This window comes from Kitasatospora sp. NPDC008050 (genome assembly GCF_042957465.1).
Classification (GTDB): domain Bacteria; phylum Actinomycetota; class Actinomycetes; order Streptomycetales; family Streptomycetaceae; genus Kitasatospora.
In genome coordinates, this window is the sequence record NZ_JBIBIJ010000017.1 from 56,562 (window position 1) to 68,583 (window position 12,022).

General features: G+C 71.4%; 12 protein-coding genes and 2 tRNA genes. 9 read left to right on the top strand and 5 right to left on the bottom strand.

Annotated elements, in window-relative coordinates:
* The first annotated feature begins 30 nt into the window (after positions 1 to 30).
* The gene (locus ACFZB9_RS27825) at positions 31 to 870 is read left to right on the top strand and encodes a GNAT family N-acetyltransferase (RefSeq protein WP_391451604.1); all 840 of its coding nucleotides are present in this window, start codon (positions 31 to 33) and stop codon (positions 868 to 870) included.
* 9 nt (positions 871 to 879) lie between these two features.
* On the opposite strand, the gene ACFZB9_RS27830 is transcribed toward ACFZB9_RS27825, so the two are convergent.
* Entirely contained in the window at positions 880 to 1,368 is a 489-nt protein-coding gene (locus ACFZB9_RS27830) for a DsbA family protein (RefSeq protein ID WP_391451606.1), read from the bottom strand.
* Positions 1,369 to 1,516: 148 nt separating this feature from the next.
* On the opposite strand from ACFZB9_RS27830, the gene ACFZB9_RS27835 reads away from it, so the two are divergent.
* Positions 1,517 to 2,017, top strand: coding sequence for a hypothetical protein (locus ACFZB9_RS27835; protein ID WP_391451608.1), 501 nt, complete (start codon positions 1,517 to 1,519; stop codon positions 2,015 to 2,017).
* Between the two features lie 64 nt (positions 2,018 to 2,081).
* Here ACFZB9_RS27835 and ACFZB9_RS27840 read toward each other — a convergent pair whose 3' ends face one another.
* Positions 2,082 to 2,666, bottom strand: coding sequence for a CGNR zinc finger domain-containing protein (locus tag ACFZB9_RS27840; protein WP_391451609.1), 585 nt, complete (start codon positions 2,664 to 2,666; stop codon positions 2,082 to 2,084).
* A 319-nt stretch (positions 2,667 to 2,985) separates the two neighbouring features.
* Positions 2,986 to 3,399 (bottom strand): SsgA family sporulation/cell division regulator, encoded by a 414-nt coding sequence (locus ACFZB9_RS27845; RefSeq protein ID WP_030056266.1) that lies wholly within the window; start codon positions 3,397 to 3,399, stop codon positions 2,986 to 2,988.
* 399 nt (positions 3,400 to 3,798) lie between these two features.
* On the opposite strand from ACFZB9_RS27845, the gene ACFZB9_RS27850 reads away from it, so the two are divergent.
* Together ACFZB9_RS27850 and ACFZB9_RS27855 are read left to right on the top strand one after the other, a co-directional pair.
* Positions 3,799 to 3,870 (top strand) — tRNA-Val (locus tag ACFZB9_RS27850).
* A gap of 247 nt (positions 3,871 to 4,117) precedes the next feature.
* Positions 4,118 to 4,189, top strand: a tRNA-Val gene (locus ACFZB9_RS27855).
* Between the two features lie 98 nt (positions 4,190 to 4,287).
* Here the strand turns inward: ACFZB9_RS27855 and ACFZB9_RS27860 are convergent.
* Entirely contained in the window at positions 4,288 to 5,058 is a 771-nt protein-coding gene (locus ACFZB9_RS27860; protein ID WP_391451610.1) for an exonuclease domain-containing protein, read from the bottom strand.
* A gap of 298 nt (positions 5,059 to 5,356) precedes the next feature.
* Here ACFZB9_RS27860 and thrS point away from each other — a divergent pair, with 298 nt between their 5' ends.
* Positions 5,357 to 7,336 (top strand): threonine--tRNA ligase, encoded by a 1,980-nt coding sequence (gene thrS, locus ACFZB9_RS27865; protein ID WP_391451612.1) that lies wholly within the window; start codon positions 5,357 to 5,359, stop codon positions 7,334 to 7,336.
* Between the two features lie 88 nt (positions 7,337 to 7,424).
* Entirely contained in the window at positions 7,425 to 7,976 is a 552-nt protein-coding gene (locus tag ACFZB9_RS27870) for an HIT family protein (RefSeq protein WP_391451614.1), read from the top strand.
* Positions 7,977 to 8,035: 59 nt separating this feature from the next.
* Here the strand turns inward: ACFZB9_RS27870 and ACFZB9_RS27875 are convergent, their stop codons facing one another.
* Complete coding sequence (locus tag ACFZB9_RS27875) at positions 8,036 to 9,682, bottom strand: hypothetical protein (RefSeq protein WP_391451616.1); 1,647 nt, start codon at positions 9,680 to 9,682, stop codon at positions 8,036 to 8,038.
* 153 nt (positions 9,683 to 9,835) lie between these two features.
* On the opposite strand from ACFZB9_RS27875, the gene ACFZB9_RS27880 reads away from it, so the two are divergent.
* The 3 genes from ACFZB9_RS27880 (at position 9,836) to ACFZB9_RS27890 (ending at position 12,016) form a co-directional block, all read left to right on the top strand.
* Complete coding sequence (locus ACFZB9_RS27880) at positions 9,836 to 10,252, top strand: thiol-disulfide oxidoreductase DCC family protein (RefSeq protein WP_391451618.1); 417 nt, start codon at positions 9,836 to 9,838, stop codon at positions 10,250 to 10,252.
* 126 nt (positions 10,253 to 10,378) lie between these two features.
* Positions 10,379 to 11,047, top strand: a complete 669-nt coding sequence (gene pgsA, locus ACFZB9_RS27885; RefSeq protein ID WP_391451620.1) for a phosphatidylinositol phosphate synthase — start codon at positions 10,379 to 10,381, stop codon at positions 11,045 to 11,047.
* A 9-nt stretch (positions 11,048 to 11,056) separates the two neighbouring features.
* Positions 11,057 to 12,016, top strand: a complete 960-nt coding sequence (locus ACFZB9_RS27890; protein WP_391451622.1) for a phosphatidylinositol mannoside acyltransferase — start codon at positions 11,057 to 11,059, stop codon at positions 12,014 to 12,016.
* Positions 12,017 to 12,022: the final 6 nt, after the last annotated feature.

A 12,022-nucleotide genomic window follows, 5' to 3' on the forward strand; every position in this document is an offset into this window, starting at 1 on the left:
GCGGCCACCCGCCCAGGGAAGAGAGCAGCCATGACCACCACCCTGCGCCCGGCCGGGCCCCAAACGGCGACCCCGGACGGCGGAGCCGATCGCCGCTGGCTGATCTGCGCCAACGGCCGCCCGGTCGGCACCGTGCGCACCGTCGCCCGCCGCTACGGCTCCTACCGGGTCGGCCGGATCGAGGAGTTGGAGGTCACCGACGGCCTTCGTCGCGGCCGGGGCACCGTCGCGGTGCTCGCCGCCGAGGAGGTGCTGCGGGCCTGGGGGTGCCACCGCGCGGAGGTCACCGTCCCGGTCCAGGCCCAGCCCGCGCTCGCCCTGGCGCTCGCCCTCGGCTACGTCGAGACCAACCTGCACCTGCTCAAGCGGATCGGCCGACCGGCGCCGCTCGGCGGCGGACTGACGATCCGTCCGATCGGCCCGGCCGAGTTCCCCGACTGGCTCGCGGCCACCAAGGCCGAGTTCCAGGCCCACCTGCGGGCAGCCGGCTTCAGCGCGGACCAGGCCGCCCAGCGCTGCGCCGCCGAACACACCCGCCTGCTGCTCCAGGGCCACGCCACCCAGGACGCCGCGCTGCGCCGGCTGCTGGTCGAGGGCCGGCCCGTCGGCAGCCTCTGGCTCGCGCTGGACAACGGCCTACTGCCCGACGGCAGCCCGCTGGCCTGGGTGATGACCATCGAGGTGGCCCCCGAACACCGCGGAAACGGCTACGGCCGCGAGCTGCTGCTCGCGGCCGAACGTGAATGCCTCGCCGCCGGGGTGCGCGACCTCGGCCTGAACGTCTACTCCGGCAATACGGTCGCGCTCGGTCTCTACGCCTCGCTGGGCTACCGCACCGCCCGCCGGGTGCTGACGAAAACGCTGCTGTGAACCCCGGGCTCAGGCCTCCAGCAGCTCGATGATCCGCTCCCGCAGGCCCTCCTGGCTCTGCCCGCCGTCCAGCCGCTGCCCGGCCACCAGGTAGGTCGGCGTCCCGGTCACCCCGATCGCCTTGCCCTCGGCCTGGTCGGCATCCACCACCAGCGTGTGGCGACCGTCGATCAGTGCCAGCTCGACCTCCTCGGCGTCCAGCCCGACCGCCGCGGCCACCTCCAGCAGCAGCTGCGGTCCGCGCCGCTCGAGCTCGTCCACCCGGGCCAGCACGGCCTCCACGAACGGCCACCCCAGCCCCTGCGCGAACGCCTCCTCGGCCGCCTCGGCCGCGGCGTACGCGTGCTTGTGCTTCTCGAGCGGGAAGTGCCGCAAGGTGACGGTCAGCGCGTCGCCGTACCGCTCACGCAGCGCGCGGACGTCGTCGAGCGCGGTGCGGCAGTCCGGACACTGCAGCTCGCACCAGAACTCCAACTGGGGCAGGGAACCATCGGTCATGCGCCCAGTGTTCCACTAGCGGGGACCTGCACCGACCAGGACGGAGAGCCATGCGCACCAGCGACTCGACCCCGCGCCCGAGATCAGGCCCGGCGCGTCCATCGCCGCGCCCCGCCGACCCGGCCGCCCGCACGCTCTGGGCCCGGCCATGCTGACCGGCGCCATCTGTTACGCGCTGAGCGCCGCCGGCCTGGCGCTGGCCGCCACCCACGGCCTGCGCCGCCGCTGGCGCAGCGCCACCCGCTGGGCGGGCCTGGCGCTGCTGCCGGCCGGCGTCTACCTGACCGGCCTGGTCCCGGTCGGCACCGCCATCGGCCGCGCGGTCGGTCACTGGGCCACCAAACTGGTCTTCGACCCCCGGGTCTGGACGGGCATCGGCCTGCTCGGCATCGCCGTCCTGCTGCTGGTGCTCAGCCGCCTGGGCACCACCGGCCGCGAGGGCGGATCGGGCCGCGCCGAGGCCCCGGCCGAGCCGGTCGGCCGCGGCCAGGCGCGCTCCCGTGAGGGCCGGGCGGCCCCGCCCGCCGCCACCCCGCCCGCCGCCACCCCGCCCGCCGTGGCCCCGGCTCCCAAGGGCAAGAAGAGCGCCGCCGACGAGCTCGGCGACTTCTCCGACATCGAGGAGATCCTGCGCAAGCGCGGCATCTGAGCGGCGAACCCGGGCACCCGGGCACCCGGGCCTTGTCCGCGGCGCCCGGGGCGGCCCAGGCGGGTCAGCCCACGACGACGGCGACGTCGTCCGCCGCCCCGGCCGAGCGCTGGCGTGCCCGGTAGGCGGCGACGTGCATCCGGTTCCCGCAGGTCCGGCTGTCGCAGTAGCGGCGCGAGCGGTTGCGCGACAGGTCGACGAAGACGCGTGCGCAGTCCGGCGCCTCACAGCGCCGCAGCCGCTCGCGCTCGCCGGCCATCAGGATCAGGCCCAGCGCCATCCCCAGCTCGGCCGCCAGGTGGTCGGCCAGCGCCGCGTGCGGGGCGAAGTAGTGCATGTGCCAGCCGTGGCCGTCGTGGTCGGTCAGCCGGGGTGTGGCGTTCACCGCCGCCACCAGCGCATTGACCAGCTCGGCGGCGATCCGGGTGGAGGGAGCGGTGAAGATGTCGCGCAGTTGCCCGCGCAGCCGGTGCACGGCAGCCAGGTCCACCGCCGTGACGGAGTCCACCTCGCTGATGTTGCCGCGCACCACGAAGGCGTCCAGGGCGGCCACATCCGGCAGCTGCTCGGCGCCCGCCACCTCCGGGGCGGTGTTGAGCAGCTCGACCAGAAGGCCCAGCGCGCACTCGGTGTCATGGGTGATCAGCACGTGGGAACTCCTCGCGTGCGCCGGGGGCGGTCGGTGCCGCCCGCTTCGGGCTCATCACCGGCGAACTCTACCGGCCCATCCCTGCGAGCGTGCCGAAGGCGCCCGGCGCCACGGCCCGACCCGCGGCAGCGGGCCAGGCACCGTGGCGCCGGACGCCTTCGGCGGGGCCTGCGCGCCGCTCACGCGTGAACCCCTTGGACGACCGGCCCCGAGACCGCGAAGCGCGGTTGAATCGGTGGCCGTGCCCCCGAGTAGGACAGCCACCTGAGAGGTCGACGACCACTGTCGACCGAGCGACCGGGGGAGCACCCCCGGAGCTTCAGCTCTCGGCAAGGATGTGCGACAGCTCCCGATCCAGATCGAAGTGGCGATGCTCGGTGCCGGGCGGCACGGCGGCGTCGGTCCGCTTGAGGAAGGACTCAAGCGCCCGGGCCGGTGCTTCCAGCAGGGCTTCCCCCTCGGGGGAAGACAGCGCGATGCAGACGACTCCCTGTCCGTGACTGCGTGACGGCCACACCCGCACGTCTCCGGTCCCGGTGGGTCGGTGTAGACCCTCCGCGAGCAGGTCGCGGGCGAACACCCACTCCACGGTCTCGTCGGCACCGGTGTGGAAGGTGGCGTGCACGGCATAGGGGTCGGCGGTGTCGTAGCGCAGGCCCGCGGGGACGGGCAGTGAAGACTCGCTCGACACGATGAGGCGCAGGTGCAGCTCGCAGCTGACCGTGGTGTTCATAAGCGCCAGGGCCTTTCGCTCAGTGTGCGCTCGGGGAATCGCACGTCGGCGAACGGACCATCCCACCCCCAGCGGCGATGTAAACCCCTCTGTCCCGATTCGGGGCCCTGCGGTAACCCTTCCGGCGCATTGCGCAATCGCCCGGAAGCGGTGCGGAACCGGGCTGGAAGCGGATATCGGTCGGAACGGCGAGAGACGGGGTGAGTGGCCGGGCGGGAGTCCGCGCGGAGCTTCGGGGGACCCTCGCGTGAATCGTGAGGAATGGTGACGGATCGTGACGGAGGGCGACGGTCGGGCTGGTGGGACTTGGTCCGGGCCGGTCCGGACGGCGATCGAGCGTGACGGGGCGGGGGTGGCGCGGAGCACCCCTCGGGATGCGGTAATGTTTTCCCTGCAGCCGGGCGATTAGCTCAGCGGGAGAGCACTTCGTTCACACCGAAGGGGTCACTGGTTCGATCCCAGTATCGCCCACCGGATTGCAAGTAAGGCGTAGGACCCCGGTTATTTATTGACCGGGGTCCTACGCTTTTTTGTTGTTCCGCTGCGGATAGCCGAGCGTCCGGGATCCGTCTTGTCGGAGCTGTTCCGAACTGAGGACTCGTCATCAGGCCTTTCCCCGCTGGTTGCTGTCGCCGCGTCGGGTGGCCACCGGCGGGTCGCCGGCCGGACCGAGTTGTACGGCACCCCCCAGGCGGTGCTATTGTTCTTCTCGTTGCCCGGGCGATTAGCTCAGCGGGAGAGCACTTCGTTCACACCGAAGGGGTCACTGGTTCGATCCCAGTATCGCCCACCGGACAACATCGGGCCCCAACTGCCACGGCAGTTGGGGCCCGATGCATGTTCCGGCGAGACCTTCCGGTGGTGCGCCACGGGGAGTTCGGTGCCGGGTCAGGCAGCACTCTCACAGCTGTGCCCGACGCTCGGCAGAGCGCCGCAGACACAGCGGACCGGGCGCAGCGGCCAGGAGCGGTCCACCTGCTCCGGGGTGCCGGACCGGTCGAACCAGTCCTGCAGCCCACGCGCTTGGGCCGCGTGCCAGCGGGCCTGACGCAGGTGCAGCTCGGCCGTCGAGAACTCGCCCAGCGCCGTGCTGTACCGCCGGCCCACCGCACGCACCAGCTGCAGGGCGGCCCAGGCGTCGGCGCATGCGTCATGCGCGTCGGCGAGCGCTATGCCGTAGTGCGCGCACAGGTCGGTGAGGGTGCGGCGGCCCTTGCGGTAGCGGTCCACGTGCTTGTCCAGTACTCGCGGATCGACCACCAGCAGCTCGGCGTCGGCGAGCACGGCGGCCAGCGAGCTCTGCCGGTGGCGGCGCAACTCCCGGTCCAGCAGGGTCAGATCGTAGGGCGCGTTCATCACCACCAGGGGGACCCCGGCCCGGGCCTGCTCGGCCAGCGCCCGGGCGATCTCGGCGGTGACCACCACCGGCGAGCGGCCGTGGGCACGGACCTGCTCGTCGGTGATGCCGTGCACCGCGCGAGCCCCCTCGGGGATCGGGACGCCCGGGTCGACCAGCCAAGTCAGCCGCTCCACCGGTGCGTCGGGCGCGGGCTGCAGGACCAGGGCGGCGGAGACCACCCGGTCCTGCTCCACGTCCACGCCGGTGGTCTCGGTGTCGAAGGAGGCGAGTGGGCCTTCGTACCAGTGGAGGTTCCGCATCGTGACCACCCCTCAACTCCCCTGACGTGCCCCCGGACCCGGCCTGGTGCACCGTCGAGGACTGACGGTGCACCGGCGCACGGTGCGGTTCCGAGCAGGTGATACCCCGCGCCGGTACTGCTTCAATCCCGCCGGGCGCGGGCGGCTGGGAATCGCGACGGCCTTCTGCCGACCCGCTGTCGGGCCGGCGACCGGGCCGGTGGACGCAGGTGTACGGCGAGCACGGTGGGCTCGGTACCATCGGGGAGCGCAGTACCAGCTGCGGCCCCCATCACAGCCAGCACGTCAGGAGAGACCGGTGACGGACGTCCGGGTAATCATCAACCGCGAACCCGATCGGGAAGAGCGCGTGGTGACCACGGGCACTACCGCCGCCGAGCTGTTCGCCGACGACCGCGGCGTGATCGCGGCCCGGGTCGCGGGCGCGCTGAAGGACCTCGCGTACCAGCTGCAGGACGACGACGAGGTCGAGCCGGTCGAGCTCACCAGCCCCGACGGCCTGAACATCCTGCGCCACTCCACCGCCCACGTGATGGCGCAGGCCGTGCAGGAGATCTTCCCCGAGGCGAAGCTGGGCATCGGCCCGCCGATCAAGGACGGCTTCTACTACGACTTCGACGTCGAGAAGCCGTTCCACCCCGATGACCTCAAGGCCATCGAGAAGCGGATGCAGGAGATCATCAAGAAGGGCCAGAAGTTCTCCCGCCGCGTGGTCACCGACGAGGCGGCCCGCGAGGAGCTGGCCGGCGAGCCGTACAAGCTGGAGCTGATCGGGCTCAAGGGATCGGCGGCGAGCGCGGGCGAGGGCGCGGACGTCGAGGTGGGCAGCGGCGAGCTGACCATCTACGACAACCTGGACCCGAAGAGCGGCGAGCTGTGCTGGGGCGACCTGTGCCGCGGCCCGCACCTGCCGAGCACCCGGATGATCCCGGCCTTCAAGATCATGCGCTCGGCCGCCGCCTACTGGCGGGGCAGCGAGAAGAACAAGCAGCTGCAGCGCCTCTACGGCACCGCCTGGCCGACCAAGGACGAGCTGAAGGCCCACCTGGACTTCCTCGCCGAGGCCGCCAAGCGCGACCACCGCAAGCTCGGCAGCGAGCTGGACCTCTTCTCCATCCCCGAGGAGATCGGCTCCGGCCTCGCGGTCTTCCACCCCAAGGGCGGCGTGATGCGCCGGGCCATGGAGGACTACTCGCGCAAGCGGCACGAGGAGGCGGGCTACGAGTTCGTCTACACCCCGCACGCCACCAAGGGCACGCTGTTCGAGCTCTCCGGTCACCTGGACTGGTATGCCGACGGCATGTACCCCCCCATGCAGCTCGACGGCGAGAACGACTACTACCTCAAGCCGATGAACTGCCCGATGCACAACCTGATCTACCGCTCGCGCGGTCGGTCCTACCGTGAACTGCCGTTGCGGCTCTTCGAGTTCGGCACGGTGTACCGCTACGAGAAGTCGGGTGTGGTGCACGGCCTGACCCGCGCCCGCGGCTTCACCCAGGATGACGCGCACATCTACTGCACCAAGGAGCAGATGGCCGGCGAGCTCGACTCGCTGCTCACCTTCGTGCTGGACCTGTTGCGCGACTACGGCCTGACCGACTTCTACCTGGAGCTCTCCACCCGGGACCCGCAGAAGTCGATCGGCTCGGACGAGGACTGGGAGGAGGCCACCGAGACGCTGCGCGCGGCGGCCGAGAAGCAGAACCTCGAACTGGTCCTCGACCCCGAGGGCGCGGCCTTCTACGGCCCGAAGATCTCGGTGCAGGCGCGGGACGCGATCGGGCGCACCTGGCAGATGTCGACCATCCAGGTCGACTTCCAGCTGCCGAACCGCTTCGAGCTGGAGTTCCAGGGCGCGGACGGCAACCGGCAGCGGCCGGTGATGATCCACCGGGCGCTGTTCGGCTCGATCGAGCGGTTCTTCGCGGTGCTGCTGGAGCACTACGCCGGTGCGATGCCGCCGTGGCTGGCGCCGGTCACCGTGGTCGGCATCCCGATCACCGAGGAGCACGTGCCGTACCTCCAGGAGGTGGCGGCCGAGTTGAAGAAGCGCGGGATCCGGGTCGAGGTGGACGCCTCGGACGAGCGGATGCAGAAGAAGATCAGGAACGCTCAGAAGAGCAAGGTGCCGTTCATGATCATCGCGGGCAACGACGACGTCGAGGCCGGCGCGGTGAGCTTCCGCTACCGCAGCGGTGAGCAGAAGAACGGGGTCCCGGTCGCCGAGGCCGTGGCGGAGATCGTGGACGCGGTCGAGCGCCGTATCCAGGTGTGACCTGAGTGACGGATGTGGGGCGGACTCCTTCAGAGGAGTCCGCCCCACTCTGGTTTGGCGGGGGGTCCGGCCGAATATGCTGATCAGCATGACGAGTGAGCCGGAACTGCAGCAGGGTGTCGGGGAGCCGGACGGCTTCCGGCGCCTGTGGACGCCCCATCGGATGGCCTACATCCAGGGCGAGAACAAGCCCACCGGGCCCGCCCCCGATGACGGTTGTCCGTTCTGCTCGATTCCGTCGCTCAGCGACGAGGACGGGCTGATCATCAAGCGCGGGCTGCACGCCTTCGCGGTGCTCAACCTGTACCCGTACAACGGGGGTCACCTGATGCTGGTCCCGTACCGGCACGTGGCCGACTACACGGAGCTGACCGAGGAGGAGACCGTCGAGGTCGCGCTGCTGACCAAGCAGGCGATGACCGCGCTGCGGGCGGCCTCGGGGGCGCACGGCTTCAACATCGGGATGAACCAGGGCGCGGCCGCCGGGGCCGGGATCGCCGCGCACCTGCACCAGCACGTGGTGCCGCGCTGGGGCGGGGACACCAACTTCATGCCGGTGGTGGGGCACACCAAGGTGCTGCCGCAGCTGCTGGCGGACACCCGCAAGATGCTGGCCGAGGCCTGGCCGCAGCAGCCGTAGCGGAAATGGTGCGGGGCCCGGTGCGAACACCGGGCCCCGCACCACACTTCGACGGCTGGTCACCAGGCGTCGTAGACATCCGACTTGAACGGCCGCACGCCCTGCAGCTCGGAGCGCATGATCAGGCCGCGGTTGGTGAAGCGGTCGGTGCTGATGTCGTGGTCGGACAGGAACCCGATGGTGGCGGCGAGCACCGCGCTGACCACCGGGGTGACGATCCGCATGGAGTCGTCGGCCATGAAGCGGCTGCTCCAGGGCCCGGTGGCCCAGGCGGTGCGCAGGCCGAAGGGCTCCGGGAGCTTCATCGTGCCGCCGAGCCAGGCGAGCAGCCCGGGGGACCGCAGGAACGGGGCGCGCAGGGCCTGGCGGACCACCTCGTCGTTGGTGATCAGCGGCAGCTGGATGGTCTCCTCCTCCCAGAACTTGCCCGTCTTGGCCCGGGTCATCTCCTTGGGCTTGGGCTTGTCGTGGAAGACGCCGGCCACCGGCCCCAGGGTGTGGCCGTTGACCGAGACCCGCAGGGTGTTGCCGAGCACGGTGACGGTCACCAGGACGCTGACGACCAGCCGGCCCTTGTTCAGCACGAACTGGGTGCCCAGGTAGTGCCGGGGGCCGTCGAGGCCGAAGCCCTGGCGGTTGGCGATGTTGACCACGGCATGGTCGCGCATCCGCGGGCCGTCCATGTCGGGACCGCTGGGGCGTCCGATCTCGTCGGCCCCGGCGCCGACCTCCATGATCACCCACTGCTCGACGGAGGAGTGCGGCACGCCGCCGTTGCCGACGTCGCTGCGGCCGAGCCCGTTGAGCCGGTCGGTGATCTTCTTGACCAGGTCCCAGGTGTGGAAGGTGCGGAAGTCCTCGTGGCCCTCGGCGGGCCGCAGGTCCTCCACCAGCTCCCAGGAGCCCCAGCGCTTGCCGAGGCCGAGTATCCCGTTGACGCCGGCGTAGTGCAGGACGTTGGTGTCCTGCTCCAGGGAGAGTTCGGTGAGCTTGACCTTGAGCTGGGCGGCGCGCTCGTCCTGGTCGTGGCGCGGGACGGCCTGGGGGACGACGGCGACCGCGTTGCCGTCGATCACCTCGGACCACCGGGCCCGCAGCTCCTTGAGGGTGCGCAGGCAGATCCGCTTGGCGAGGAACCAGCCCACCACCGGGGCGAGCATGACCGCCCGCGTGTACACGCCGAGCGGCCCGCCGAACGGCGGCCGCCAGGCGAGCAGCGCGGCCAGCCCCAGCAGCACGGTCACCACGATCGGGCCGTAGAGCCCCTCGCGGCGCGACTCCGCGGCGCGCAGCCAGATCCGCAGCCGGAAGCCGATCAGCCACAGCAGCGTGCCGGGGAGGAAGAGGACACCGGTGAGCAGCGTCACCAGCATCAGCCTGCGGTCCCGGGTGGCGCGCACCTCCTCGGCGGCGAGGCAGTGCTCGACCACCATCCGGGGCTCGGTGCCGAAGGAGGGCACGATCGGCTTGCGCCCGGCCCCCAGCGTGCGGGCGATCACAGCCTTGCTGTAGGCCTCGCCGAGGTTGGGGCGCAGCAGCTTGAACCGGCCGGTCTTGCCGGTGACGCCTGGCTGGACGGCCTCGACGAAGCCGTCCACCTCGCCGTCGCGGTAGGCGACCGACGCGAGTGCCTGGGTGACCGCGGTCTGCGGTGCGGCATCCGTGCGGGGTATCTGCGCACCCGGGGTCATGTCGAGCTTGCTCATGGCTGCGGCCTCCCCTCCTCCCCTGTCAGCGGCAGGGTATCGCGCCGCAGACCTGTCGCGTCGATGATCGTCTGAAGAGCCGTCACCTGAACGGTGTGGCACGAGTCTTCCCCGTCTGCGGCAGTTCGATCCGGATGGTGCAGGATCGGTGCCATGGTTACTGAGGAAGCTCTGATCCGGGCCGCGGATCCGGTGCTGGTCTTCGACGGGGACTGCGCGTTCTGCACCTCGTGCGTGCGGCTGGCCGAGCGGTATCTGCGCCAGACGCTGGCCTCGGGGGGCTGGACGGCGCGGCCGTTCCAGTTCGCCGACCTCGCGGCGCTGGGGGTGAGCAAGGAGCGTGCGCAGCGGGAGGTGCTCTGGGTGACGCCCGCGGGGGAGGTGTTCGGCGGGTCCCGGGCGGTGGCGAAGCTGCTGCTCCGGTCGGGGAATGCCTGGGCGTACCTTGGCGCGGTGTTGACGCTGGCGCCGGTGCGGCCGCTCGCGGCGGGCCTCTACCGGCTGGTGGCACGGTACCGGCACCGGCTGCCGGGTGGCACCGCGGCCTGTGCGCTGCCGCGCCGGGCGTAGCGGGTCCGATGGCCTGGATACCATGGGTCACGCCGGGTGGGCTGATCCACTCGGCCGCCCGGCGCTGCCGCAGCTGATGGCCGCCGGTGAACTCCCCGAAGTGAGATCGGAGCGGTCGGGAAGGCCATGCTCAACAAATACGCGCGTGCCTTCTTCACACGTGTCCTGACCCCGTTCGCCGCTCTGCTGCTGCGCTGGGGGGTGAGCCCCGATGCGGTGACGCTGGTCGGTACGGCGGGTTCGGTGGCCGGTGCGCTGGTCTTCTTCCCGCGCGGTGAGTTCTTCTGGGGAACGATCACCATCACCCTGTTCATCTTCTCGGACCTGGTGGACGGGAACATGGCCCGCCAGGCGGGCACCTCCAACAAGTGGGGGGCGTTCCTGGACTCCACGCTGGACCGGGTGGCGGATGCGGCGATCTTCGGCGGTCTGGCGCTCTGGTACGCGGGCAGCGGTGACAACGACCTGCTCTGCGCGATGGCGGTGCTCTGCCTGGCGAGCGGCCAGGTGGTGTCGTACACCAAGGCGCGGGCCGAGAGCCTGGGGCTGCCCTGTGACGTGTCCGGGTTGGTCGAGCGGGCCGAGCGGCTGGTGATCAGCCTGGTGGCGGCCGGTGTGGCGGGTCTGCACACCTTCGGGGTGCCGTACGTGGAGTGGCTGCTGCCGGTGGCGCTCTGGGTGGTGGGCATGGGCAGTCTGGTCACGGTGCTGCAGCGGATGCTGACGGTGCGCCGGGAGGCCATGGAGGCGGCGGCGCTGGCCGCGCGGGACACCGACGGCGCACGGAAGAGCTGAGGCGGGCGGATGCGCGAGAAGCTGGTCGATTCCGGATATGCCGCAGGCTGGGCGGCGCTGAAGCTGCTGCCCGAGCCGGTGGTGCGGGTGCTGGGCGACCAGCTCGCCGACTTCACCTGGCGGCGGCGCGGGCGCGGGGTGCTCCAACTGGAGAAGAACCTGGCCCGGGTGCGGCCCACCGCCTCGCCGGCCCAGGTGCGCGAGCTCTCCCGGGCCGGGATGCGCTCGTACCTGCGGTACTGGATGGAGTCGTTCCGGTTGCCGACCTGGAACGACCGCAAGATCGCCGACCGGATGCAGGTCGAGGGCACCGAGCATCTGGTGGCGGCGATGGAGGCGGGCCGGGGTGCGGTGATAGCGCTGCCGCACATGGCGAACTGGGATCTCGCGGGTGCCTGGGTGGTGCGGCACCTGGGGTTCAACTTCACCACGGTGGCCGAACGGCTCAAGCCGGAGTCGCTCTTCGACCGGTTCGTGGCCTACCGCGAGGGCCTGGGCATGGAGGTGCTGGCGCTGACCGGCAGCGACATCTCGGTGATCGGCACGCTGGCCCGGCGGCTGCGCGCGGGCAAGCTGATCTGCCTGGTGGGGGACCGGGACCTGTCGGCGGCCGGGCTGCCGGTGGAGTTCTTCGGTGAGACCACCCGGATGCCCGCGGGTCCGGCGGCGCTGGCCCAGCGGACGGGTGCGGCGCTGCTGCCGGTGACGCTCTGGTACGACGGGCCGGTGATGCGGGCCCGGATCCATCCGCCGATCGAGGTGCCGGACGACCCGGACCGGCAGGCGGCCAAGGCGGCGATGACGCAGGCGATGGCCGATGTCTGGGCGACGGGGATCGCCGAGCATCCGCAGGACTGGCACATGCTGCAGCGGTTCTGGGTGGCCGACCTGCCGTCCGAGGGGGCTGCGCGGCCGCAGGACGCGCAGCAGGAGCAGGAGACGTCGGCCGAGCCGACTTCGCATGCCTAACCGCGG

Bases quoted from the DNA above. Each gene is read 5' to 3' on its own strand.
- ACFZB9_RS27825 (WP_391451604.1), top strand. From the start codon at position 31: ATGACCACCACCCTGCGCCCGGCCGGGCCCCAAACGGCGACCCCGGAC.
- ACFZB9_RS27830 (WP_391451606.1), bottom strand. From the start codon at position 1,368: ATGACCGATGGTTCCCTGCCCCAGTTGGAGTTCTGGTGCGAGCTGCAG.
- ACFZB9_RS27835 (WP_391451608.1), top strand. From the start codon at position 1,517: ATGCTGACCGGCGCCATCTGTTACGCGCTGAGCGCCGCCGGCCTGGCG.
- ACFZB9_RS27845 (WP_030056266.1), bottom strand. From the start codon at position 3,399: ATGAACACCACGGTCAGCTGCGAGCTGCACCTGCGCCTCATCGTGTCG.
- ACFZB9_RS27860 (WP_391451610.1), bottom strand. From the start codon at position 5,058: ATGCGGAACCTCCACTGGTACGAAGGCCCACTCGCCTCCTTCGACACC.
- ACFZB9_RS27870 (WP_391451614.1), top strand. From the start codon at position 7,425: ATGACGAGTGAGCCGGAACTGCAGCAGGGTGTCGGGGAGCCGGACGGC.
- ACFZB9_RS27875 (WP_391451616.1), bottom strand. From the start codon at position 9,682: ATGAGCAAGCTCGACATGACCCCGGGTGCGCAGATACCCCGCACGGAT.
- ACFZB9_RS27880 (WP_391451618.1), top strand. From the start codon at position 9,836: ATGGTTACTGAGGAAGCTCTGATCCGGGCCGCGGATCCGGTGCTGGTC.
- pgsA (WP_391451620.1), top strand. From the start codon at position 10,379: ATGCTCAACAAATACGCGCGTGCCTTCTTCACACGTGTCCTGACCCCG.
- ACFZB9_RS27890 (WP_391451622.1), top strand. From the start codon at position 11,057: ATGCGCGAGAAGCTGGTCGATTCCGGATATGCCGCAGGCTGGGCGGCG.